At 60.0% G+C, this 22,403-nt stretch carries 23 protein-coding genes and 1 pseudogene; 7 read left to right on the top strand and 17 right to left on the bottom strand.

What is annotated here, in order from left to right:
- Window positions 1-237, top strand: a pseudogene (locus tag GPS82_RS06635) (hypothetical protein); the annotation flags it as partial.
- A gap of 129 nt (window positions 238-366) precedes the next feature.
- Here the strand turns inward: GPS82_RS06635 and GPS82_RS06630 are convergent.
- From GPS82_RS06630 to nth, 3 genes are all read right to left on the bottom strand, one after another.
- Window positions 367-1,005 carry a heme-binding protein gene (locus GPS82_RS06630; RefSeq protein ID WP_296492455.1) on the bottom strand — a complete coding sequence of 213 codons (639 nt, stop codon included), beginning with the start codon at window positions 1,003-1,005 and terminating at the stop codon, window positions 367-369.
- Window positions 1,006-1,061: 56 nt separating this feature from the next.
- Complete coding sequence (locus tag GPS82_RS06625; protein WP_296492453.1) at window positions 1,062-1,241, bottom strand: hypothetical protein; 180 nt, start codon at window positions 1,239-1,241, stop codon at window positions 1,062-1,064.
- A gap of 162 nt (window positions 1,242-1,403) precedes the next feature.
- Window positions 1,404-2,045 carry an endonuclease III gene (gene nth, locus GPS82_RS06620; protein WP_296492450.1) on the bottom strand — a complete coding sequence of 214 codons (642 nt, stop codon included), beginning with the start codon at window positions 2,043-2,045 and terminating at the stop codon, window positions 1,404-1,406.
- Between the two features lie 91 nt (window positions 2,046-2,136).
- Between nth and GPS82_RS06615 the strand changes: the two genes are divergently transcribed.
- The 3 genes from GPS82_RS06615 to GPS82_RS06605 are packed head-to-tail and all read left to right on the top strand — an operon-like array spanning window position 2,137 to window position 5,077.
- Complete coding sequence (locus GPS82_RS06615) at window positions 2,137-3,330, top strand: PLP-dependent aminotransferase family protein (RefSeq protein ID WP_296492448.1); 1,194 nt, start codon at window positions 2,137-2,139, stop codon at window positions 3,328-3,330.
- A gap of 57 nt (window positions 3,331-3,387) precedes the next feature.
- Window positions 3,388-3,573, top strand: a complete 186-nt coding sequence (locus tag GPS82_RS06610; RefSeq protein WP_296492446.1) for a hypothetical protein — start codon at window positions 3,388-3,390, stop codon at window positions 3,571-3,573.
- Window positions 3,574-3,607: 34 nt separating this feature from the next.
- The gene (locus tag GPS82_RS06605; protein ID WP_296492443.1) at window positions 3,608-5,077 is read left to right on the top strand and encodes a diguanylate cyclase; all 1,470 of its coding nucleotides are present in this window, start codon (window positions 3,608-3,610) and stop codon (window positions 5,075-5,077) included.
- Here the strand turns inward: GPS82_RS06605 and GPS82_RS06600 are convergent.
- The 4 genes from GPS82_RS06600 to GPS82_RS06585 all read right to left on the bottom strand — a co-directional run bounded on the left by GPS82_RS06600 (window position 5,066) and on the right by GPS82_RS06585 (window position 10,779).
- Window positions 5,066-6,577 (bottom strand): sensor domain-containing diguanylate cyclase, encoded by a 1,512-nt coding sequence (locus tag GPS82_RS06600; RefSeq protein WP_296492441.1) that lies wholly within the window; start codon window positions 6,575-6,577, stop codon window positions 5,066-5,068. The genes GPS82_RS06605 and GPS82_RS06600 overlap by 12 nt on opposite strands.
- A 169-nt stretch (window positions 6,578-6,746) precedes the next feature.
- Complete coding sequence (locus GPS82_RS06595) at window positions 6,747-8,534, bottom strand: N-acetylglutaminylglutamine amidotransferase (RefSeq protein WP_296492439.1); 1,788 nt, start codon at window positions 8,532-8,534, stop codon at window positions 6,747-6,749.
- The gene (locus GPS82_RS06590; RefSeq protein WP_296492436.1) at window positions 8,534-9,844 is read right to left on the bottom strand and encodes a hypothetical protein; all 1,311 of its coding nucleotides are present in this window, start codon (window positions 9,842-9,844) and stop codon (window positions 8,534-8,536) included. The genes GPS82_RS06595 and GPS82_RS06590 overlap by 1 nt, the downstream gene beginning before the upstream one ends.
- Complete coding sequence (locus GPS82_RS06585; protein WP_296492433.1) at window positions 9,841-10,779, bottom strand: cation diffusion facilitator family transporter; 939 nt, start codon at window positions 10,777-10,779, stop codon at window positions 9,841-9,843. Before GPS82_RS06585 ends, GPS82_RS06590 begins: the two co-directional genes overlap by 4 nt.
- A 304-nt stretch (window positions 10,780-11,083) precedes the next feature.
- Here GPS82_RS06585 and GPS82_RS06580 point away from each other — a divergent pair, with 304 nt between their 5' ends.
- The 3 genes from GPS82_RS06580 to GPS82_RS06570 all read left to right on the top strand — a co-directional run bounded on the left by GPS82_RS06580 (window position 11,084) and on the right by GPS82_RS06570 (window position 15,213).
- Window positions 11,084-13,639: a molybdopterin-dependent oxidoreductase gene (locus GPS82_RS06580; protein WP_296492431.1), complete on the top strand. Its 2,556-nt coding sequence runs from the start codon at window positions 11,084-11,086 to the stop codon at window positions 13,637-13,639.
- 30 nt (window positions 13,640-13,669) lie between these two features.
- Entirely contained in the window at window positions 13,670-14,485 is an 816-nt protein-coding gene (locus GPS82_RS06575) for a 4Fe-4S dicluster domain-containing protein (RefSeq protein WP_296492429.1), read from the top strand.
- Window positions 14,486-14,547: 62 nt separating this feature from the next.
- On the top strand, window positions 14,548-15,213 hold the full coding sequence (locus GPS82_RS06570) for a molecular chaperone TorD family protein (RefSeq protein ID WP_296492422.1): 666 nt from the start codon (window positions 14,548-14,550) through the stop codon (window positions 15,211-15,213).
- A gap of 25 nt (window positions 15,214-15,238) precedes the next feature.
- On the opposite strand, the gene arsB is transcribed toward GPS82_RS06570, so the two are convergent.
- The 10 genes from arsB to GPS82_RS06520 form a co-directional block, all read right to left on the bottom strand.
- Window positions 15,239-16,264 (bottom strand): ACR3 family arsenite efflux transporter, encoded by a 1,026-nt coding sequence (gene arsB, locus GPS82_RS06565; protein ID WP_296492420.1) that lies wholly within the window; start codon window positions 16,262-16,264, stop codon window positions 15,239-15,241.
- A 1-nt stretch (window position 16,265) separates the two neighbouring features.
- Window positions 16,266-16,769 (bottom strand): arsenate reductase ArsC, encoded by a 504-nt coding sequence (locus GPS82_RS06560; RefSeq protein ID WP_296492419.1) that lies wholly within the window; start codon window positions 16,767-16,769, stop codon window positions 16,266-16,268.
- An 18-nt stretch (window positions 16,770-16,787) separates the two neighbouring features.
- Window positions 16,788-18,563 (bottom strand): arsenical pump-driving ATPase, encoded by a 1,776-nt coding sequence (gene arsA / locus GPS82_RS06555; RefSeq protein ID WP_296492417.1) that lies wholly within the window; start codon window positions 18,561-18,563, stop codon window positions 16,788-16,790.
- Window positions 18,564-18,570: 7 nt separating this feature from the next.
- A complete protein-coding gene (arsD, locus tag GPS82_RS06550) occupies window positions 18,571-18,936 on the bottom strand; it encodes an arsenite efflux transporter metallochaperone ArsD (RefSeq protein WP_296492415.1) in 366 nt (121 codons plus the stop codon).
- A gap of 48 nt (window positions 18,937-18,984) precedes the next feature.
- On the bottom strand, window positions 18,985-19,314 hold the full coding sequence (locus GPS82_RS06545; RefSeq protein ID WP_296492412.1) for a helix-turn-helix transcriptional regulator: 330 nt from the start codon (window positions 19,312-19,314) through the stop codon (window positions 18,985-18,987).
- A gap of 112 nt (window positions 19,315-19,426) precedes the next feature.
- Window positions 19,427-20,122, bottom strand: a complete 696-nt coding sequence (locus tag GPS82_RS06540; RefSeq protein ID WP_296492457.1) for a VIT family protein — start codon at window positions 20,120-20,122, stop codon at window positions 19,427-19,429.
- A gap of 14 nt (window positions 20,123-20,136) precedes the next feature.
- A complete protein-coding gene (locus GPS82_RS06535; protein WP_296492410.1) occupies window positions 20,137-20,370 on the bottom strand; it encodes a DUF2798 domain-containing protein in 234 nt (77 codons plus the stop codon).
- A 43-nt stretch (window positions 20,371-20,413) separates the two neighbouring features.
- Window positions 20,414-21,352, bottom strand: coding sequence for an MBL fold metallo-hydrolase (locus tag GPS82_RS06530; protein ID WP_296492407.1), 939 nt, complete (start codon window positions 21,350-21,352; stop codon window positions 20,414-20,416).
- Window positions 21,353-21,387: 35 nt separating this feature from the next.
- Window positions 21,388-21,621, bottom strand: coding sequence for a thioredoxin family protein (locus GPS82_RS06525; protein ID WP_296492404.1), 234 nt, complete (start codon window positions 21,619-21,621; stop codon window positions 21,388-21,390).
- Between the two features lie 32 nt (window positions 21,622-21,653).
- A partial coding sequence (locus GPS82_RS06520) for a permease (RefSeq protein WP_296492401.1) occupies window positions 21,654-22,403 on the bottom strand: 750 nt, incomplete at its 5' end.

Genomic DNA, 22,403 nt, shown 5'->3' with positions numbered 1-22,403 from the left:
GCAAGTCAGGTGAAGTCTGAGGTGCTTTCACCCCATTTAAAGTTACCCCGATATCCGGTACCCATGTTGCGATTGGGGCGGCTGGCTGTCAGTTTGACCGTGCAGGGAAGCGGCTTGGGACAGCAACTGCTGGGTTTCGCCCTGGGCATTGCGCTGGAGTTTTCAGAGCGCGTCGGTTTGAATGCGGTGGTGGTGGACGCCAAACATGCGCAGGCCAAGGCGTTCTACAGCGCTTGAGGGTTTATTGCAACACGGTCAGATCCGCTGTGCCTCTACCTGCCGATCGCCACCTTGCATCAAACCGCGCCAAGCCCAGTGCGCCGGTCGGTTCACCAGCCTGTCATTCCCGCGCAAGCGGCAGTTACCTCAGCGCTGTTCAATTTCCAGCATGATCTCGTTGCGCCGGAACATCGGCAGCGTCCAGGGCGGGTTGTAGCGGGCCAGCTGCGGGCTGCCGAGAGTTTTGATTCTTTGGCCAGCCAGCCAAGCCACCAGTTCATCGGTTTTTTGCTGAATTTTGGCCTCGGTGTTGAAGCCCGAATAAGTCAACACCGCCCAGGTTTTGGCGGGGACTTCGCGCAAGGTCACGGCCGGATTGTTGGGCTTGGGCAGGCTGGCCAGTGTGTACTGGCTTGGCATCACAAAATGCATGCGCCAGCGCGTTGCGCCTTGCATGGCTGGCATGCCGTCTTTGCCCGCAGCCTGGCTGGCCAGCGGCTCCATCGCCACCGGCGCCGTCATGGCGATTTTTTGTGAGGGCGCAGCGACCGGTTCCATCGTGACCGGTGCGGTCATGGCAATTTTTTCGGAACCCGCGTCTGCAGCAGGCGTGTTGGCCCGGTTGTTGCCAAAAATGTAGTCGGCAATGGCCCGAAAACCCTTGCCAGAGGCTGCATCCATATCTCCCTCCACCGTGGTTTCGGCCACCACAAACGCCGGGTAGCGGCGCAGTTCGATGTTGCCATGGCTGGACAGCAGCTCGAATTTAGGTTCTTCCGTGGCCATGGCAATGCCTCCAGGCAGCGCCAGCGCCACCAAAAAAGTGAATCGTGTAAGAGTTTTCAATCGGTTTCGGCGCTTGACGCCCCCTCGGAGTGGTCGGTTGGCACGGCACCGGGCGCATGGTCTTGCGGTGCAGGGCGGCACATCTTTTCACCATCCCATTGCTGGCCGCACCAGCAGTGCCCTTGGGCGTCAATCAGGCAAGTGCCAGTGCCGCAGCAACGGGTGTCTTCGGTCATGTTGTTTCCCTAAAAGTTGTTCGATTCGAAAAATGCTAACAGCATCTGAAGGTGAGCACCGCCACAAGTTGTGGATTCACTTACGCACCGCAATGACGGCAGGTGTTTTAAAAAAAAGTGCTGCGCCTGCCTGGCAGGATCATGGCTTGCTGCTCAAGCGCATCAAATCTTCTTCTGGGTTTTTGGCTTGAAATCGCAGTAGGGCGCCACCGCGCACTGCCAGCACTGCGGCGTGCGCGCCTGGCAGACGTAGCGGCCCAGCAAGATCAGCCAGTGGTGCGCATGCACGCGGTACGTCGCAGGAATGCGTTTGAGCAGTTTCAATTCGACCTCAAGCGGGCTTTTACCCGGCGCCAGCCCGGTGCGGTTGCTGACCCGAAAAATGTGGGTGTCCACCGCCATAGTGGGTTCGCCAAAGGCCACGTTGAGCACCACGTTGGCCGTCTTGCGGCCCACGCCCGGCAGCGATTCCAGCGCCTCACGCGTGCGCGGCACCTCGCCTTGGTGGCGCTCCACCAAAATCTGGCAGGTTTGCAGCAGGTGTCTGGCTTTGCTGTGGTACAGGCCTATGGTCTTGATGTAACCTTCAAGCCCCTCCAGGCCCAGTGCCAACATTTTTTGCGGCGTGTTGGCGACCAGGAACAGGCTTTGCGTGGCCTTGTTGACGCTCACATCGGTGGCCTGGGCCGACAGCAGCACGGCGGTCAGCAGCTCGAAGACGCTGCTGAACTTGAGCTCGGTCTGCGGCTGCGGGTTGGCTGCGGCCAGGGTGGCAAAAAAGTGTTCGATCGCGTTGGCGTTCATGATTCCAATTTCAAGTTAAGGCAAGCCCAACAACCGCTGCAGGGTTGAATCATCGGTGACAATTTGGCCTCCATTCTTCCGAGCTTATCCCATGCAATTCGCCACCCGACTCAATGCCATCGAAACCTCTGCCATCCGTGAGCTTTTCAAGTTGCTGGGCAAGCCCGGCATCATCAGCTTTGCCGGCGGCTTTCCCGACCCGGCGTTGTTTGATGTCCAGGGTATTGCCGAGTCGAGCCGGACGGTGCTGGCCAACAACCCCGGCCCGGTGCTGCAATACGGCGCCACCGAGGGCTTTCAGCCGCTGCGCGAAGGCATCAGTCAGTTCATGGCGGGCAAGGGCAGCACGGTGGCGCCCGGCGGGCTGATTGTGACCACCGGCAGCCAGCAGGCGCTCGACCTGATCGGCAAAACCATGATCTCGCCTGGCGACAAGGTGATTGTGGAAGCGCCCACCTTTCTGGCCACCATCCAGTGTTTCCGGCTCTACGGCGCGCACATCATTGGCGCGCCCATCGATGCCGATGGCGTCGACGTGGACAAGCTCGAAGCCCTGATCGACGAGCACAAGCCCAAGCTGGTTTACCTGATTCCCACCTTCGGCAATCCGAGTGGCGCCACCCTGAGCCTGGCGCGGCGCCAGCGCATTCTGGAAATTGGCGTGCGCACCCAAACCCTGATCGTCGAGGACGACCCATATGGCGAGCTTTACTTTGATGCGCCGCCGCCGCCCAGCCTGCTGGCCCTGAGCGACGGCGTGCCGGGCAGTCGCGAGTGGCTGGCGCATTGCGGCAGTTTCAGCAAAATCCTGAGCCCCGGCTTGCGGGTGGGCTGGATGATTGCGCCGCCTGAGTTGCTGGCCAAAGCCACCATGTGCAAGCAGTTCAGCGACGCCCACACCAGCAACCTCACCCAAGCCATTTGCGCCCATTACCTGACGCTGAACCGCTTGAACGACACGCTGGCGGTGGTGCGCAAGACGTACGCCGAGCGCGCCCGCGTCATGGCCGAGTCCTTGCGCCGCGAATTGGGCAGTGCCATTGACTTCAACCAGCCGCAGGGCGGCATGTTCTTTTGGGCCCGGCTGACCGGGCAAAGCGGCAAACCATCCAACGCCGCCGAATTTGCCAAGCGCGCCATCGACCAGTTGGTGGCCTTTGTGCCCGGCGCCCCGTTTTATGCGCACGACCCTGACATGGCCACGCTGCGCCTGAGTTTTGCCACCGCCGATGTGGCCAAAATTGAGGAGGGCATGGCGCGGCTGGGGCAAGCGCTGCATGCTTGAAGAATTCAACCGCCTGCCTGTTGTCAACGGCCTTGTTCGGCCGGGCGACGGTCTGGGTTGGTCGCCCGCGCTGATGCTCGCTTCTGGCAGCGCACCCTGCTGCTGCAACTGGGCTGCGATCTAGCCCAGGGCTACGGCATTGCCAGGCCCATGCCGGGTGATAATCTGCCGGCTTGGGCGACCAGTTGGGTGTCCGAGTCCGACTGGCTGGGTGTGCCCTTTCTGGATGGCCGCACCGCATAGTTCAACAATGATTCGACGCACGGAGGATAAAGTCTTGACAGCCACTCAACAAGCCACAGGCACGAATGAAAACGACCTGATCTACAGCTTTGCCAAGGCGCATGTGATCCGTGCATCAGGGCTGATCGCGCTGTTGATGCCGCAGACACTGGGAGTCGGGGTGGCAGTGAAGACCCTGGAGGGCGGCTACCTGCTGGTCAACCAGGTCATGCAAACATTTTTCAACAAGACTGCTGAGCAACTCAACGGCAGGACCGATGCTGAGCTGTTCCCAGCCGAGGTGGCACAGCAGCTCCAGCGATCCGACCACAAGATAGCCGCGGGCGCCGCCACCTGCAGTGATCAGCTGAACTTTTTGCATGATGGCAAGCAGGTTGAATGTTTGTGGTTCAAGTTCCCGGTGCACGGCCCTGATGGGCAACTGCTGTTCATTGGCGCCGCCATGCTCGACACCGTGCGTGTCGGGACCATCGAAGCACTGCAGCAGTCGCTGGAGCATTTGCAGAACACCAACCAGGAGTTGCAAAAATCACTGGTTGACCTGTCCCAATTGGCCAGCACTGACAAGCTTACCGGTGCCTGGAATCGGCGCCGGCTGGAAGAAGCCCTGCTCAAGGAAATGGATCGACTCAGGCGCTACGACCATCCCTTGAGCATGTTGATTCTCGACATTGATTTTTTCAAAAAGATCAATGATGACTGCGGTCACAGCGCGGGCGATCAGGTGCTGGTGAAAATGGCGGCAGTGTTGGAGTCAAACCTTCGCGCGTCAGATTCGCTGACGCGATGGGGTGGCGAAGAGTTCGTGGTGTTGTGCCCCGACACAACGCTGTACACCGCAACAGTTTTGGCTGAGCGGCTGCGGCAAAGCATTGCCAAGACGGTTTTCCCGGAGGTGGGTCAGGTGACCATCAGTTTGGGGGTGGCCGAATGCATCAAGGGAGAGACCTGGGAAGACTGGTTCAAGCGCGCCGACTCGGCGCTCTACCGGGCCAAGGCCAGTGGCCGCAATCAGGCCCAAATCGCCCCGGAATCATCGCAGGCGGGTGGTGCAGGAGAAGATATTGCCGCCAATTTTGTGCGCCTGTCCTGGCATGCGGCGTACGAGTCTGGCAACCCCGTGATTGACGAACAGCATCGCGGCTTGTTTGAAGATGCCAACCAACTGCTGGGTGCTGTGCTGTCAAAGCGTCCGCATGCCGAGGTGGCTGAAATGGTGAATACGCTGGTTCGGGATGTGGTTCAGCACTTCAAGGACGAGGAAGTCATCATCCAGGCAGCGGGTTACCCGCGCACCAAAGAGCACGCGGCCATTCACAGCAGGCTGGTGGACAAAGCCGTGCTGATGGTCAAGAGCTTTCATGATGGCAATCTGACGATTGGCGAGTTATTCCAGTTTTTGGCCCATGACGTGGTGGCCCGGCACATGCTGGGCGCCGACCGCGAGTTCTTTCCCTGCCTGCAGTGCAATGTCAATCCGGTGGCGATGTCTTCAGCGGATTAAGCCTGCTTTATTCTTGAACAGTTTCACCCGGTTGCGGCCCTCGTCCTTGGCCTGGTACATGGCGGTGTCGGCCTGCTTCAGAAGCTCACTCGGCGGTGTCCGGTCGCCGGCAAAAACAACCACTCCCAGGCTGACCGTGCATTGGTGCGTGATGTCGCCGCAGCCATTGGCACTGGCGAGCTGCTGCGTGTTGAGCTCATAGGGCTCTGACAGCATGGTTCGGATTTTTTCAGCAATACCGAGGGCGTGTACTGTCGATTCGATTTGCGATGTGCCAAGCTCTGCTATCAGGACAACAAACTCATCGCCACCAAAGCGGGCCACGGTATCGGACTCACGCACACACTTCCTGAGCCGGGCTGCGGCATCAATCAGCAGGGCATCACCCAGCGCGTGGCCATGGGTGTCGTTCAGCGGCTTGAAGTTGTCCAGATCCAGAAACAACAGGGCGCTGTAGCCTCCATGGCGTTTGCCGGACGACTGCACCTGGCGCAAGCGGTCGTCAAGCATGCGACGGTTGGGCAGGCGGGTCAGGTCATCATAAAACGCCAGTTGCCTGATTTCGCGTTCCAGCTTTTTACTTTCGGTGATGTCGTGAAGGGACACTTGAATGGCCGGCTCGCCGTCAAAATCAATGGCTGTGCCTTGAACCTGGACGTCGATCGGCGTGCCGTCGCACCTTAAAAACCTTGATTCAGTGGCTGCCGGAATCGCCTCCTGGTTGATGATGCTTTTCATGCGCGCAGCTTGCGCGGCTCGGTGCTCGGGGTGAATCAGGGCGGTGGTTGACTTTGTCAGCAAGGCAGCGGCGTCGGGTGCGCCAAACAGGCTGATAGCGGCCGGGTTGGCATACACAATTTTTCCCAGCCGATGCACCAGAACGGCTCCTGGCGACCATTCAATCAGGGTGCGGTAACGGTCTTCGCTATGCTGCAGGGCCAAGGCCTGCTTTTTCAGACTATTTTTGGTTTCCTTGAGCTCCTCCACGCGCAGTTTGAAGGTCTGCACGACAAAAACGATCACAACAGCCGCCAGCAGGGACGTCATGATTTGGTCGAAAGCGTACACCGCACTGGGCGCTACGAGCTGCAGTGGCAACCATTGCAAATGTTCACCGAGCCACAGAGCCAGAGTCACGATGACCGAAAAACCAGCCATCCATTTGGACGAACCGGCACTGTCGAGCCAGCCCGTTGCCAATATCAATACCGGATAGAACACCATGACTGGCGAGCGCAAACCGCCAGAAAAAAAGGCGATGCCGGTCACCGCGATCCAGCTGCCCACCATCATCAGCTTGATGGCGGCAGTGATTCTGTGGGTTGAAATCAGGTACCAGCCAACCAGTCCCAACATGAAAAATGCGGGCGGTCCGAGAAAGTTGGCTGGTGAATCGGTGAGCACCGGGTTCAGGGCCAGCAGCGTGAAGACCGGGCCCAGCAGCAGCGTTGCGACCATGTAGCGCAATACCGGCAGCAGGCGCTGATGCTGTGCGTTCAAGTCGTCCTCTTCATCAGCCTGGCTTGATGAAGTTTGGCTCGCCGTGTCAATTTTCTTGGTCACTGACCGTCCCTGTGTGTTTTGCAAATTTCGCAAAACCCTCTGCGGGGTTTGTCCGCGAGTGTAGCAACAAGGAGGGGCCGTTATTTGGCCTTTCAGGCGCACATGCCTAAAGACCGTCTACATGCACTTGCAACCACCACTCCAGTAAGGCCAGATGCCACAGTTTGCTGCCGTTGATGCGCGTGAAGTGCTCCGGCGCCTCTGGCTCGGCCAGCAGCTTGTCCACGTAATCGCGCTGGTACAGGCCACGTTTGAGGCAAGCCTCAGACATCAAAATACCGCGCATCATCTCCAGGAACGGGCCACGCACATACTTCAGCGCTGGCACCGGAAAGTAGCCTTTGGGCCGGTCGATGACCGTGTCCGGGATCAGCCCGCGCGAGATCGCCTTGAGTGGAAACTTGCCGCCTTCCTTGAGCTTGAGGCCGGGCGGCATGTGGGCCGCGAGTTGCACCAGCTCGTGGTCCAGAAACGGCGTGCGCACCTCCAGCGCCCAGGCCATCGGCATGTTGTCAACGCGCTTGACCGGGTCGTCGACGATCAGCGTGGTGGCATCCAGGCGCCAGACCTGGTCGAGGAACTCATCGGCTTGTGGCTTGGCCAGCTCGCCCGCAATCAGTTCAGAGGTGACGTCGCCCACCTGGAATACCGGGGTGATCATCTGCAGGTATTCGGCGTGGTCGCGGTCAAAATAATGCTGGCTGAAGCGCTCCAACGGCGTGCCACTGGCGGCATCCATATTGGAATACCAAAAATAGCCGCCAAAGACCTCGTCAGCGCCCTGGCCCGACATCACCACCTTGACGTCTATGGACACTTTTTCTGCCAGCAGGTAGAACGCGATCACGTCATGGCTGACCATGGGCTCGGTCATTTGGGCGACGGCCTCCGGCAAGCGCGCCATGACCTCGCTGTTGGGAATACTGTACTTGCTGTGGCGGGTGTTGAAATGGGCGGCAATCTGGTCCGAGAACTCAAACTCGTCGGCTTTTTCGGCGCCGGCACCCAGGTCTTCGAAGCCGATCGAAAAAGTGCGCAAATCAGGCACCTGGTCTGCCAGCAAGCCCACCAACAGGCTTGAATCGAGCCCGCCTGAGAGCAGGACACCCACCGGCACGTCAGCGGCCAACAGGCGGCGTTTCACGCTTGCGGCCAGTTGTTCGCGGGTGGCGGCCAGCCACTCGGCCTCAGACAAAGGCGTTTCCGGCCGGGTCGCGTCCAGCTTCCAGTACACCTGCTCGGTCACGATGCCGTCCGGGCCAACGCGCAGGGTGGAGGCGGGCGGCAGTTTGCGCACGCCCTTGAGCACCGTGCGCGGCGCCGGCACCACGGTGTGCAGGGTGAAGTGGTGGTGCAGCGCGACCGCATCCAGCGTGGTGTCAACACCGCCACCGGCCAGCAGCGCCGGCAGGCTGGAGGCAAAACGCAGCCGCTCGTTGGTCTGGTTCAGGTACAGCGGCTTGATGCCAAAGCGGTCGCGTGCCAGAAACAACTGCTTGCTGCGCTGGTCCCAGATGGCAAAGGCAAACATGCCTTTGAAGCGGGTGACGCATTGCTCGCCCCAGGCGTGGTAGCTTTTAAGAATGACCTCGCTGTCGCCTTCCGAGAAAAACCGGTAACCCATGGCTTGCAACTCGGTGCGCAGCTCGCGGTAGTTGTAGATGGTGCCGTTGAAAATGAGCGTCAGCGGCAACAGCGCATCCACCATGGGCTGGTGGGCGTGGCTGGAGAGGTCAATGATGGACAGGCGCCGGTGGCCAAACGCCAGCGGGCCGTCCTGGTAGGTGCCCGAGTCATCCGGTCCGCGCCGGGCCAACTGGTCTGACATGCGCGCCAGGGCCGCCATGTCAGGCGTCGCAGCGTCAAAACGCAATTCACCGCAAATACCGCACATCAACAGCTTTCAGTGGCCAGCGCCTCGGAGGGCACCACAATCACGGGCGCAAAGCCGCCACCGTGGGTGCGAAAGTTGGTGGTTTGTCCGGCATACATGCGTGCTGCCAGCAGTTGCACCTGACCGGCGTAGCTGTAGGCGCGGATGTCAAACTTGAGATCGGTCTGCACCCCATCGACCAGGGTCATGCGACCGCTTGGCGGCACCAGTGCCTGGGCGACAAAATCACTTTCCAGTATCTCGGACCAGACGCGGCGCGTGAGCTTGTCGCCCCGGTACGCGGCTTTGGCGCCGTAACCCGCCACCGGCTTGAAAAACAATTGGCGCCTTTGCGCCCAAAGCTCATCGGCGCGCTCCGGTGTGACCAGACGCGTGGCGGGCACGCTACCCGACAACAACTTCCGATCGGCCGCTGCGGCGCCCCAGGCCAGCAACAGCTCGTTCTGGCTCAGCGCGATCAGGTTGCGCTTGTCGGCCAGCAGCGCGTGGGCGCGCGGGTGGGGGGTGAGCACCACCGCGTTGGCCTCAAAGGCTTGGCGCAGGGCCTGGTGACCTGGTTCGATCAAATAAAAGTCGGTCAGGCGGTTGTAAACCAGGTCAACCGCCATGCCCTGGTGCATCAGCCGGCCGCTTTGCCAGCTCAGCTCTGACGGGTCGGCAATGGCGGCCCGCAGGCCATGTTGGCTGAACAACTGGCGAAACAGCTCAAATTCAGGGGCCAGGTATTGGTCATGCGGAGCCTCGTCCACAATCACCACCGAACGCCAGGGCTGCGTGCCGCGCTGCAACTGCCACTCGGCGGCAAACATCTCGAAGACGGTCTTGTTCAGGGTGTCGAGCCGTGCGCCGGACGGAAAAGCCCAGTCCAGCTCAATACAGCAGGCCTCTTGTGCGCGCGCCAAAGCCACGTTGAGCAGCAGGCCACCGGCGTTGGTGTTGATCTCGATGAGCCGGGGGCCATCGGCGCTCAGGTGAAAGTCATACCCCATGCAGGCGCCCAGCGGACCAAAGTCGTGCTGCGCCGAGGCGTTGGCACGCGACAAGGCTTGCACCTGGTAGCCGGGCAGGGCGGCGACGCGCTCAATGGCCGCAATGATGGCTGTGATTTGCTGCTGCACCTGTTGCGATATGAACACCACCGTGGAAGAAAACAGATTGGGCCGGGTCTCGGTGATGTTGGCCATCATGCCCTTCAGGCTGGGCTCGCTCTCCAACTGTTCACGCAGCCGTGACAGGTTCAAGGTTCGGCAAAAACAATCGCGGTTCAGGGCCTCGGCGGAGGCTGGCGTGGTGGCAGGGTTTGGGTTCATACAGGCTGGGATTCTGCCTGAGTCGGCATGTCCGCGTCAGGCGCGGGCACACAGCTGACGGTAAACGGTGCCTTGACCACCTGCAAGGTCACATGGGTGATCTCAAAGCGGTCGTGCAGTTGCTCGGTGGCATCAAACAAAAATGCGTCGTCGGCCTGGCTGTGTGGCATGACCAGATGGGCCGTGAGCGCAACGTGCGAGGTGCCCATGGCCCAAATGTGCAGGTCATGCACCTGGGTCACGCCGGGCAGCGCGGCCAGGCAGTCTTGCACCGCCTGCGGGTCAATGTGCGCGGGCACGCCGTCAAACAGCATGTGCAAAGACTGCTTGAACAGGTCCCAGGTGCCCCACAGAATCACCGCGGCAATGCCCAGGCTCACTACCGGGTCGAGCCAGGTCCAGCCCTGCCACAGCGTCAGGGCACCGGCCACCACCACGCCGGCAGACACCAGCGCGTCGGCGGCCATGTGCAAAAAGGCCCCCCGAATATTGAGGTCATGCGCGCGTCCGCGCATGAACAGCAAGGCGGTGGCGGTGTTCACCACGATGCCGATCCCGGCCACCACCATGATGGTCACGCCCTGCTCCTGCAGCGCAACCTGGTTGGACATCAGCCGCCCCACAGCCTCCCAGGCCAGGCCGCCCATGGCCATCAAGAGCAGCAAAGCGTTGGCAAAAGCAGCCAGGATGGTGGCACGCTTCCAACCGTAGGTGTGACGGGCGTTGGGGCGCAGTTTGATGGCCAGCGCACCACCCCAGGCCAGCACCAGACCGGCCACATCGCTCAGGTTGTGGCCGGCATCAGCCAGCAAGGCGAGCGAATTGATCTGCCAGCCATAAAACGCTTCAATGCCGACAAACGCCAGGTTGAGGACGATGCCAATGGCAAAGGCCCGGTTGAAACTGGCTGGGGCGTGGTCGTGGTCGTGGCTCATGAATTGTTTGGGGTCAAAGCCCATTTTTCGCTTTAATCCGCATTTTGGGAGAGGTCCAGTTTAAGCATTTCCCGCACAAGCGCTTTCCAGTTGATGCACCGGCACTGAAGTCGACGGGCTCAAAGTGCGGACAGCGCCAACGCCATGTTTGAGGTCAAGTCGTCGCGTCGGGAGGCACCAAGTAGCGGCTGTCCGGGCTTTGCAAGACACATAAAGTCTTGATCTATCGCAAACGTTAGTTTTAGGCAAATGCGATAGTTCACCGGGTTGCAAACCAGAAACAGATTACTCACAGGAGCGTGTTATGAAGCTGACAAGACGGATTTTTATCATGGCCACTGGCATCTCGGCCGGGTCGCTATTGACTGGCTGCGCTGGCATGATGACCGCGCCCCTTCACAGCGCCTTGATTCCCCGCAAGGCCAAGCCCAGCAGCCCGGCCGTGGGTAATTGGGTCGCCAGCACCTGCCAGGGCTGCACCCAGTGGTGCGCCGTCCAGATTTTTGTGCAGGGTGGCCGTGCCACCCGGGTGCGAGGCAACCCGCTGTCGAAAACCAACCACGGCTATGTTTGCCCGCGCGGGCACCTCATCCCGCAGCAGATGTATGACCCCGACCGCATCAAGACCCCCATGAAGCGCACCAATCCGCTGAAGGGCCGGGGTATTGACCCGAAGTTTGTGCCCATCAGTTGGGACGAGGCGCTTGACACCGTCGCCGAGAAAATGATGGAACTGCGCAGGGCGGGTGAGTCCGGCAAGCTGATGTACATGCGCGGCCGCTATTCGTCAACAAGTACAGATTTGTTGTACGGCACCCTGCCCAAGGTCTGGGGCACGGCCAACTACTTCACGCACAGCTCTATTTGTGCCGAAGCCGAAAAAATGGGGCCTGGCCTGACACAAGGCTTTTTTGGCTACCGCGACTACGACTTGGGCAATACCAACTGCCTGGTGGCCTGGGGCTGCGACCCACTGAGCTCCAACCGCATGGTGCCCAACACCATGAACCATTTTGCCGACATTGTGAAACGCGGCAAGGTGATTGCCATTGATCCCCGCATGTCCACCATTGCAGCCAAGGCGCATGAGTGGCTGCCCCTCAGCCCGGGCACCGACGGTGCGTTGGCCGGTGCCATTGCCCATGTGCTGTTGACCGAGGGCATGTGGAGCCGCGAGTTTGTGGGTGACTTCAAGGATGGCAAAAACCTCTTTGTGGCGGGCAAGGCGGTCGATGAGGCCGCCTTTGCAGAAAAAGAAACCAGCGGCGTCATCAAGTGGTGGAACCTGGAGCTCAAAGACCGCACACCGGCGTGGGCTGAAAAAGAGACACTGATTCCTGCTGCCCAGATCCTGCGCGTGGCCCGTGCCATGGGCAAGGCTGCGCCCAAGACCGCCGTGTGGATGGGCCCGGGTGTTGCCATGAATCCGCGCGGCACCTACGCCGCCATGGCCGTGCATGCGCTCAACGGCCTGCTGGGATCGATTGATGCCGAGGGCGGTGTCTGGCAGAGCAGCAGCGTGCCGCTGGGCAAATTCCCAAGCGCCGACAAATATGTGGACGAGGTGGCCAAGGCGGGCAGCAAAGGCAAAAAGCTCGATGGCCGGGGCGCCAAGGACATGCCCGCCATGATGAACGCCAAGCCGGGCAGTGGCGTGGTCACCAACAATGTGGCCAACGGCCTGCTCAAGGATCCGGGTGCGGTCAAGGTGTTTATTTCATCCTGGTCCAACTTCAACTTTTCCTGCACCGGTGCGGATCGCTGGGACAAAGCCATGGCCAAGGTGCCGTTTTTTGTGCACATGGTGCCCAACGTGTCCGAAATGACGCAGTTTGCCGACATCGTGCTGCCGTCAACCTTCAATTCCGCCGAAGGTTGGTCAATCATCACGAACACGGGCAACGGGCACGGTTATGCATCGATCCAGCAGGCGGCCGTGAAACGTTTGTGGGATGTCAAACAAGAAGAAACCGAGGTGATGTGGTTGCTGGCTGAAAAGCTCAAGGCCAAAGGATTTGCCAACCTGTTTGACTACTACTCGACCGAGTTCAAAGACCCCGAAACCGGCAAGTTGCCGACCACGGCCATGGAATTCAGTGAAATCGCGACCAAGATCAGCAGCGCCACATTGTGGATGCCCAAGGAACCGCTCAAAGGTGACCCCGCCATCAAGGGCTGGGCCGACTTCAAGGCCAAAGGCATGTTCAGCGGACCCAAGTACACGCTTAAAAAGGGCTGGGGCGGCAAGTTCAACACACCCACCAAGAAGTTTGAGTTCTACAGCGAGGGGCTGAAGAATGGCCTGCTGGAACACGCCAAGAAATACGAGACCACAACCGATGACATCATGACGGTGAGCGGTTACACGGCCCGGGGAGACGTGGCCTTTGTGCCGCACTACGAGCCCGTCAAGCGCCACGGCAGTGTGGCGGACTACCCCTTCACCTTCATCGACTACAAGTCGCGACTGAACCGCGAAGGCCGTTCGGCCAATGTCACCTGGTACCAGGAGTTCAAAAAAGTTGATCCGGGTGACGTGTCCTGGGGCGATGTGGTCAAGATGAATCCGTTGGACGGTGCCAAACTCGGCCTCAAGTCGGGTGACAACGTCAAGATCACCTCCATGGCCGGCACCATCAGTTGCCAACTCAAGCTGTGGGAGGGCGTGCGCCCCGGAACCGTGGCGAAATGTTTTGGCCAGGGGCACTGGGCCTACGGCCGCGTGGCCACCAAAGACTTTGCCAAAGCCATTCCCCTGGGCGGCAACAACAACGAGATTCTGGTCGACGACTATGACCGGCTCAGCGGCTCGACAGCCCGCAACGGTGGTTTCACCGGCGTTCGCATCCAAAAGGCCTGATCGCCATCAACAAGTACAGGAGTAAATATCATGACAAAACTTGGAATGGTCATTGACCTCGCAAAATGCAACGGCTGCGGCGCGTGCGCCTTTGCCTGCAAAGCCGAAAACAACACCCGCGACCGGGGTGACGATCAAAGCTTCAATTGGGCAGACTTTTTAATGAAGACCGAGGGCACGTTCCCCAACACCACGTTTTCAGTGATCCCGGTGTTGTGCAACCACTGCTCGGACGCGCCCTGCATCAAGATTTGCCCCGGCAACCCGGAGAAGGCGGGCAACCCCACCAAGTCTCTGGACGGCAAGCCCTGGAAAGCGCTGTACAAGACTCCCGAGGGCATCACCCTGCAAGACCCTGAGTTGTGCATTGGCTGCGGCGACTGCCAAAAGGAATGCCCCTACAGCGTGCCCAGACTCGATGCCTCCAGCATGGATGGCGGCAGTTACAGCATCATCAGCCTCAACACCTCGGGCGAAGACCCGCAACCACGCTGGTCAGACAAAACATCGGCCGTGCCTGGTTGCACGTCCTCTGGTGCAGAAGTCGCAGCCCTGGCCGGCGCCGTGCCGCCCATGTTGAACCAGTGGAAGGGTGGTGACGTGCAACCGGTACGCTCGGATGACGTGATTGAAAAGTGCACCTTCTGCTACCACCGTGTGCTCAACGGTTTGCAGCCCGCCTGTGTGGAGGTTTGCCCGTCCAAGGCGCGCATTTTTGGTGACCAGGAGGATTCGAGCAGCGAGATTGCCAAGTTATTGAAGAACGAAAAGTCATGGCGCTTGCTGGAGGAAAAAGGCACCAAGCCCAACGTGCATTACATTGGCAAATACAGCCCCAGAGCCTGATAGATTCTGCTGCCAGTTGCCACGGGGGCCGGTTGAACCGGCCCTTCTTTCAAGGATAACCAATGTCTGACTATGTTCCCGACGAGGCCACCGCGCGCGCCGACTTGTGCCGTTTTCTGTCCGCCTGTTATTACGAGCCAGCACCGGAGTTTGCCGAGGAAAAGCTGTTTGACTCCCTGCTGACCGCGGCCCGCCAGGTGCATCCTGATCTGACGGAGCAGGCGCGCAAATTGGGCGAAGCCTTTGCCTTGCAAGACCTGCAGACCCTGCTGGTGGACTACACGCGGCTCTTCATTGGGCCGATGCACGCACTGGCCCCGCCCTATGGCTCAACCTGGCTGAACACGCCTGCGCCAGCCGAAGGCAACCCGCCCCCGGCCGTGCTTGACTTGTACAGCGAAGGTGGTTTTGACATTGATGCTGATTTCAGGGAACTGCCAGATCACGTGGCTGTTGAGCTGGAGTTTTTGTACTTGCTCACATTCAATATAAACCGTGCCGATGCTGCTGCTGACCCGGCCGGTTCTGCCGCCACCATGGCACTGCGAGGGCGTTTTCTGCATGAGCATCTGGGTGCCTGGATTGGCTCGTTTGCCGCGGCAGTCAAGGCTGGTGCCGACACTGTTTTTTATCGTGAATTGGCAGATTTCACCGAACAATATGTGCGGATGGAAGTTGCGCGCCCGCCTGATTCTGCCGGTGCGCCGGGCCTTTACCGAGTTCAATAAAGGCGGTCAGAGAGCGCCTGGAAGTTTATGCTAGCTGCAATTTCTGAAGTTTCCCGGCGCGGTTCACCATCCACACCAGCGACAGCATGACAGGCACCTCCACCAGCACGCCCACCACCGTGGCCAGTGCGGCGCCCGAGTTCAGCCCAAACAGCGAGATCGCCACCGCCACCGCCAGCTCGAAAAAGTTGGACGTGCCAATCAAACAGGCTGGCCCGGCGATGTTGTGCGGCAGCTTGAGCAGCTTGGCGCCCCACCAGCTGATGAAGAAAATGCCATAGGTTTGCAAGATCAGCGGGATCGCAATCAGGCCGATGATGAGCGGCTTGGCCACAATGGTTTCCGCCTGAAAGCCGAACAGCAGCACCACGGTGGCAATCAGGCCCACCACCGACCAGGGTTTGAGACGCGCCACAAGGTCGCCCACGGCATGGTTTGACCTGCGGGCCAGCGCGTGGCGGGTGGCCATGCCGGCTGCCAGCGGCAGCACCACATACAAAACAGTTGAAAGCAGCAAAGTTTGCCAGGGTACGGTGATGTTGGTCACGCCCAGCAAAAAGGCGGCAATGGGTGCGAAGGCAAACACCATGATGATGTCGTTGACCGACACCTGAACCAGCGTGTAGTTGGCATCACCCTTGACCAGTTGGCTCCAGACAAACACCATGGCGGTGCAGGGTGCCACGCCCAACAGGATCATGCCGGCGATGTACTCGTTGGCCGATTGCGGGTCGACCCAGGGTGCAAAAATGTAGTGGAAGAACAGCACCCCCAGCGCCGCCATGGTGAAGGGCTTGATGAGCCAGTTGACCACCAGCGTGAGCGCCAGGCCGCGCGGTTTTTTACCCACGTCTTTCACCGCCGTCCAGTCGATCTGGATCATCATCGGGTAGATCATGACCCAGATCAGCACAGCCACCACCAGGTTGACATGGGCAATTTCCAGCGCGGCAATGGCCTGAAAGGTGCCCGGCATTGACAAGCCCAGGCCGACACCAGCGGCAATGCCCAGTGCCACCCAAACCGTCAGATAGCGTTCAAACAATCCCATGTCATTGCCCCCGGGCCATTTCGCGGGCGGTGGTTTGCAGCATGGTTTTTTCGAGTTTTTCTGCGGGCAGGCTCACCATCAGTTCCAGTCGCCGTTTCAGGGCGTACAGGGTTTGCCGAAAGGCCTCGAGCTTGTGGGCATCGTCGGCATCGCCCGCAGACGGGTCGGGGTAGCCCCAATGCGCCGTGGCCGGCTGGCCGGGCCAATAAGGGCACACCTCGCCGGCGGCGTTGTCGCACACGGTGATCACCAGATCCATGTGCGGTGCATCCGGCAGGGCAAATTCGTTCCAGCTCTTGCTACGCAGACCTTCTGTCGAAATGCAGGCGTTTTGCAACACCTGCAGACCCAGCGGATCGGGCTGCTGGTTGTTAGGCGGGCTGCTGCCAGCCGAATACGCCTTGAAGCGACCGCGCCCGATGTGGTTCAGGATGGCTTCAGCCAGAATGCTGCGCGCCGAGTTGTGGGTGCACAAAAACAGCACGTTGAGAACTTGTGTGGTCATTGGAGATGTCCTTGGATGTTAAAAAAATCTGGCCAGATTAGCCGCGAGCTGTTTCAGGCGTGTGACGCCGACGGGCTCGTTGCGCAACAGGGGAACCAATGCATAACGCGTGGCGTGTCGGGTGGCAACGGCCTCAATCTCGCGCAGCTCGTTTTGGGCACGCTGCATCAGTAAGGGGGAACTTACCTTGGCTGCGGCCACGCTGTTGTTGATGACCCAGGCCCAGGGCTCGATGCCGGCGCGGCGCAAGTCGGCTTGCAAATTGGCGGCTTCCAGCACCGGTGTGGTCTCTGCCAGCGTGACGATCAGCACCTTGGTTTGCTTGGGGTCTTGCAACTGCATCATGGGTGTGGTGAAGTGCCTGCCCGTGCTGCCCATCTGGCGCACGATGTCGCGGTGGTAGGCGCCGGTGGCATCAAGCAGCAGCAGGGTGTGGCCGGTGGGGGCGGTGTCCATCACCACAAACTTTTTGCCGGCCTCACGGATCACGCGGGAAAAGGCCTGAAACACGGCAATTTCTTCGGTGCAGGGCGAGCGCAAGTCTTCTTCCAGCACGGCGCGGCCCGCAGCATCGAGCTTGGCGCCTTTGCTGGCCAGCACCTGGGCGCGGTAGGCCTCGGTGACTTCATGCGGGTCGATGCGGCTCACCGTTAAATGTTCCAGCGTGCCGTGCAGCGTTTCCATCAGGTGCGCCGCTGGGTCAGACGTGGTCAGGTGCACCTCATGGCCACGCGTGGCGAGCTCTACCGCAACCGCCGCTGCCAGCGTGGTTTTGCCAACGCCGCCCTTGCCCATCAACATGACCAGGCCGTGGCCTTCAAACGCAATGTCGTCGACCAATGACGATAAGCTGGGTGCGTTGATCTTGGGCGCGTCGGCTGAACTGTCTGGCGCCTCAATGGTGTTGGATTGGGTGTTCAGCAATTGCTTCAGAGCAGCCAACCCAAACAGGTTGAACGGCTTGAGTTCGATGTGATCGGTCGGCACATTGCGCAAGACTTCCGGCAAATTCGCCAGCGCCGCCTGCTCTCGCTGGTAAATCGCCTGCGCCAAAGGATCGCCTGCTGCCTCAGACGCAGGAAACACCCCGTTGATCACCAAATACTGTTTGCTCAATCCAATGCCAGCCAGCTCACCGTGGGTGCGGGCTGCTTCTGTCAAGGTCGCGGCTTGGGCCCGCGCCACCAGCACCAGTCGGGCTTTTTGCGGGTCGGCAAGGGCGTCCACGGCGGCCTTGTATTGCGCGCGTTGCTTTTCCAGCCCGGCCAGTGGCCCCAGGCACGAGGCGTCGCCCTTGCCATCTTCCAGAAAACCGCTCCAGGCACCCGGCAATTGCAGCATGCGGATGGTGTGCCCGGTGGGCGCGGTGTCAAACACGATGTGGTCAAAGTCTTGGGTGAGGGTGCTGTCAACCAGTAGCGCGGTGAATTCATCAAACGCGGCAATTTCGGTGGTGCAGGCACCCGAGAGTTGTTCCTCAATGCCTTTGACCACGCTGTCGGGCAAGATGCCGCGCACCGGCCCGACGATGCGGTCGCGGTAGGCTTGAGCGGCGGCTTGCGGATCGATCTCAAGCGCACTCAAGCGTGGCACCTCAGCCACCCGGGTGATCTGGTTGCCAATCGCGATGCCAAATACCTGGCCCACGTTGGAGGCCGGGTCGGTGCTGACCAGCAGCACGCGCTTGCCCGCCTCAGTCATTTGAATCGCCGTGGCGCAGGCGATGGATGTTTTGCCAACGCCACCTTTGCCGGTAAAGAACAAAAATCGTGGCGCTTGATCGAGGAACTTCATGCCCAGCCTAGCAGCAAGCGCCGCCGGAGCAGCAATTGGTTTGTGCAGCCGGCTCTGGCGCGGCCTGAGCTGCATCACCCAGCCAGCGCGCCAAGTCAGTGCGCGCGGGGTAGCGCCCGGCAAAAGCCACTTCGCCATCTACCAGAGTCACCGGCAAGGCAGATTCGCCCGAGCGTTCCAGCAAAGCCTTGACGGCGGCGCTTTCGGCAAAGGCCATGGGTTGCTGCGCCAGGTTGAAGCGCTCGATGGGCAAGCCCTGCTGTCTGGCCCAATCAACGTCGGCCGAAAAATCGACCAGGGTTTGGTCTACATCGGTTCCACACACACCACTGCTGCAGCATAGGGCGGGGTCAAAGACTTGAACTTGTTTCATGGTGGTTCCTTCTGGAAATCAGGGAGATAGCGTGGCAAAAGGCGGTTTTCAGGGGCAGACCGGTGTAAGGCTGGTTTCTGCGCATTGCTCGGGGTGGCCCGCGCAACATTCGGCGGTTAGGTAAACAATCAGATCCTGCATCAGCGCCAGGTTGGCACGGTAGCGCTGGTAGCGGCCCTCTTGCACCACTGACACAAGCTGGGCATGCGTCAGGGCTTTTAAATGGAAAGACAGATTGGTCGGAGGCACGTCGAGTGCTGTGCCAATTTCTCCTGCCACCAGCCCTTGTGGCCCGGCTTTGACCAGCAAGCGGTAGATGTCCAGGCGCACGCCCGAGGCGAGTGATTCAAAAACAGAAGTGGCAAGTGATTTGTCCATAGTTTTAATGATACAACAATAATTGAACTATTGAATGAATAAATTCAAGCTTGTGCTCCGCTGGCATGAGTTTTACCGACGATTCAGAACGTTGAAAATATTTGCAGAGCGGTCACGCCGCGACACCAAACAACCAGCCCACACCGGCTGTACAAGCCATCGCCAGCGTGCCCCAGAATGCCACCCGCAAAATGCCTTTGCCAATGCCGGCACCGCCGGTGTAGGCGGCCAGACCACCCAGAATGACCAGAAACAGCAGCGAAGTGCCTGCCACCACGGGTGTCAGATAAGCAAAGGGCACCAGCCACGCGGTCAGCAACGGCAAGCCGGCGCCGACGACAAAGGACAGGGCAGACACCAATGCCGCCTGTAGCGGATTGGCACTCACGGTCTCTGAAATACCCAGTTCATCGCGGGTGTGGGCACCCAGAGCATCCTTGGCGGTGAGCTGCACGGCTACTTGTTGTGCCAGCTCGGCATCCAGCCCGCGCCCGACGTAGATGGCCGCCAACTCGGTCAATTCGCGGTCACCGTCAGTCGCCAGTTCCACGCGTTCCCGGGCGATGTCGGCCTGCTCGGTGTCTGATTGCGAACTCACCGATACATATTCGCCCGCAGCCATCGACATGGCGCCGGCCACCAGCCCGGCCACACCCGCGACCAGAACGGCACTTTGGGTGGTGCTGGCAGCCGCCACACCCAGAATCAGGCTGGCGGTCGACACAATGCCATCGTTGGCGCCGAGCACGGCGGCCCGCAGCCAGCCGATGTGCTGGGTGCGGTGGTATTCAACCTGCATGCCGGCCATGGTGGGCTTGCGCATCATGCGGGGGTCACGCCAAGCACGCGTCCGGTGAGCTTGCGCGCCACCGGTGCCAGGAAGAAGATCACCGGCACGCCCACCACATAGGCAATGCCAAAGGCTTTCATCCACAGTTTGAAAAAGTTGTCAGTCAAGCCCACATTGACAAAAGTGATGACCAGCGTCATCAGGAAAATCATCATGGCGCCCATGATCAATGAAAACACCAGGTGAAATTTCTTTTGCGGGTGCATGTTGTTGTTCCTTGTTAAAAATCAGATGTGTGTGCCGGATGTCTCATTCTCGCTCCAACTCCAGATAGGTCTGGTTGGCCAGTTGCGGCAGCCACACGTCGGCGTGTTTCAGTTTGGCAAATGGCTTGCCGTCAAAAGTTTTCACCGCCGCGCTGATGTCAACGCCATCGTCCACCGCTTTTTTCATGTGGGCGCGCAGGGCCAGCAGCAGGTTGCGGGTGTGCGCCTGAGCGGTGGCCAGGTCGGTCACGCCGCCGTGACCCGGAACGATGGTTTGCGGCTTGAGTTGGTCGATCACGGCAAAGCTGTCGAGCCAGGCTTTGGTGCGGCTCACCGGGTGCAGACCGAGCACGCGGTCAACATAGACCACGTCTCCGCTGAACAGCACGTTTTTTTTCGGCAGCCACACCAGCATGTCGCCGGGCGTGTGTCCGCCCTGGCGGTGCTTGAGTTCGATCACAGTGCCACCCATGTTGAGGCTGGTGTCCTGATCTTTGACCCAGCGGGACGGCAGGACGGGCCAGGTGCCGTCAAGGCGCTCCTTCAACACCTTGAGGCCTTCCATCTGCTCGCCGGCGCGGGCTTGCATGTCGGCTTGCGCGTCGGCGTGGGCCAGGGTCTCGATGCCCTTTTCTGTAAAGTAACCATTGCCGAGCCAGCGATGGTCCTGGTCGCCGGTGTTGATCACCAGCTTGAGCGGCTGCGGGGTCACATTCTTGACCGCTGCATGAATTTTGGCGGCCACCTGGTAGCTGGAGCCGCTGTCGATCAGCACTGCGCCTGCCGGTGTCACCACCAGGCCAATGTTGGCGTTCAGGCCCTCGTTGTCATAGGTGCGACCCTCAAGGTCGCCAATGTAGGCATAAACCCCCTCGGCAACAGGCTTGAAAGCCACATCCACCGCCCAGGCGGGCAGGGCGAGCAGGATGGCTGCCAAAGTGGTTGACAGCGTTGTGGCGAGCGTGGAAAGGCGTGGTTTCATGAAGTCTCCGATGGTTGGAAATTTTGCGGCGCGGCTCAGGCCGCCAGCCATTGCGCGATCTTGTCACGGCTGGGCACGCCACCGGCGTGCACCACTTTGCCGTCAATGACCACGCCGGGGGTGCTCATCACACCGTAGCCCATGATGTCGCGCAGTTCCTCGACCTTGGTGAGCGTGACCGCAACGCCTTTGGCCTTGGCCATCTGGTCGATGAGCGCAATGGTGGTCTTGCAGTTGGCACAACCGGTGCCGAGTACTTTGATGTCCATGGTGTTTTCCTTGATGTTAAAAATGTTTGCAGTTACAGCACCGCGTTAAAAACAAAGCCCACCAGCAAAATGCCGCTGGCCACGACGGCGACAAACGTGGCAATCAGCCGCACCTTGAGCACCTTGCGTAAGATGATCATTTCGGGCAGGGAGAGCGCAATCACGCTCATCATGAAGGCCAGCACGGTACCTAATGCGGCACCTTTGGCCAAGAGCGCCTGCACGATCGGGATCACGCCAGCGGCGTTGGTGTACATCGGCACACCCATCACCACCGCCAGCGGCACCGACCACCAGGCTTCTTTGCCCATGAAGCTGGCCATGAAGTCCTCGGGCACATAGCCGTGGATCAGCCCGCCCAGCGCAATACCCACCAGAATGTAGGGCCAGACCTTGCCGACAATTTCCTTGACAGCAGAGAAGCCGCCTTCGATGCGTTCACCCAGTGTCATGCCGGTGGCCTCGAAGTCGACTGACACTTTGGGCATGTCACGCACCCAGTCTTCCAGGTACGCTTCCATCTTCAGGCGGCCGATGATCCAGCCGGCCACAATGGCCACAGTCAAACCAAGGCCAAGGTATAGCAGCGCGACTTTCCAGCCGAACATGCCAAACAGCAGCGTCAGCGCGACCTCGTTGACCATGGGCGCCGAGATCAGGAACGAGAACGTCACCCCCAGTGGCACACCGGCCTGCACAAAGCCAATGAACAAGGGTACCGCCGAGCAGGAGCAAAAGGGGGTCACGATGCCCAGGCTCGCCGCCATCACATTGGCTGCGCC

Source organism: Rhodoferax sp. (assembly GCF_011391645.1).
Lineage (GTDB): Bacteria > Pseudomonadota > Gammaproteobacteria > Burkholderiales > Burkholderiaceae_C > Rhodoferax.
This window is presented reverse-complemented; position numbering and strand designations above follow the sequence as displayed.

What these genes read in the sequence shown, in the direction of transcription:
- arsD (WP_296492415.1), bottom strand. Translation starts at nt 18,936, where the DNA reads ATGAAACAAGTTCAAGTCTTTGACCCCGCCCTATGCTGCAGCAGTGGT.
- GPS82_RS06560 (WP_296492419.1), bottom strand. Translation starts at nt 16,769, where the DNA reads ATGACCACACAAGTTCTCAACGTGCTGTTTTTGTGCACCCACAACTCG.
- arsA (WP_296492417.1), bottom strand. Translation starts at nt 18,563, where the DNA reads ATGAAGTTCCTCGATCAAGCGCCACGATTTTTGTTCTTTACCGGCAAA.
- GPS82_RS06630 (WP_296492455.1), bottom strand. Translation starts at nt 1,005, where the DNA reads ATGGCCACGGAAGAACCTAAATTCGAGCTGCTGTCCAGCCATGGCAAC.
- arsB (WP_296492420.1), bottom strand. Translation starts at nt 16,264, where the DNA reads ATGGGATTGTTTGAACGCTATCTGACGGTTTGGGTGGCACTGGGCATT.
- GPS82_RS06570 (WP_296492422.1), top strand. Translation starts at nt 14,548, where the DNA reads ATGTCTGACTATGTTCCCGACGAGGCCACCGCGCGCGCCGACTTGTGC.
- GPS82_RS06540 (WP_296492457.1), bottom strand. Translation starts at nt 20,122, where the DNA reads ATGGCCGGCATGCAGGTTGAATACCACCGCACCCAGCACATCGGCTGG.
- GPS82_RS06530 (WP_296492407.1), bottom strand. Translation starts at nt 21,352, where the DNA reads ATGAAACCACGCCTTTCCACGCTCGCCACAACGCTGTCAACCACTTTG.
- GPS82_RS06595 (WP_296492439.1), bottom strand. Translation starts at nt 8,534, where the DNA reads ATGTGCGGTATTTGCGGTGAATTGCGTTTTGACGCTGCGACGCCTGAC.
- nth (WP_296492450.1), bottom strand. Translation starts at nt 2,045, where the DNA reads ATGAACGCCAACGCGATCGAACACTTTTTTGCCACCCTGGCCGCAGCC.
- GPS82_RS06590 (WP_296492436.1), bottom strand. Translation starts at nt 9,844, where the DNA reads ATGAACCCAAACCCTGCCACCACGCCAGCCTCCGCCGAGGCCCTGAAC.
- GPS82_RS06535 (WP_296492410.1), bottom strand. Translation starts at nt 20,370, where the DNA reads ATGCACCCGCAAAAGAAATTTCACCTGGTGTTTTCATTGATCATGGGC.
- GPS82_RS06580 (WP_296492431.1), top strand. Translation starts at nt 11,084, where the DNA reads ATGAAGCTGACAAGACGGATTTTTATCATGGCCACTGGCATCTCGGCC.
- GPS82_RS06625 (WP_296492453.1), bottom strand. Translation starts at nt 1,241, where the DNA reads ATGACCGAAGACACCCGTTGCTGCGGCACTGGCACTTGCCTGATTGAC.
- GPS82_RS06585 (WP_296492433.1), bottom strand. Translation starts at nt 10,779, where the DNA reads ATGAGCCACGACCACGACCACGCCCCAGCCAGTTTCAACCGGGCCTTT.
- GPS82_RS06575 (WP_296492429.1), top strand. Translation starts at nt 13,670, where the DNA reads ATGACAAAACTTGGAATGGTCATTGACCTCGCAAAATGCAACGGCTGC.
- GPS82_RS06615 (WP_296492448.1), top strand. Translation starts at nt 2,137, where the DNA reads ATGCAATTCGCCACCCGACTCAATGCCATCGAAACCTCTGCCATCCGT.
- GPS82_RS06545 (WP_296492412.1), bottom strand. Translation starts at nt 19,314, where the DNA reads ATGGACAAATCACTTGCCACTTCTGTTTTTGAATCACTCGCCTCGGGC.
- GPS82_RS06525 (WP_296492404.1), bottom strand. Translation starts at nt 21,621, where the DNA reads ATGGACATCAAAGTACTCGGCACCGGTTGTGCCAACTGCAAGACCACC.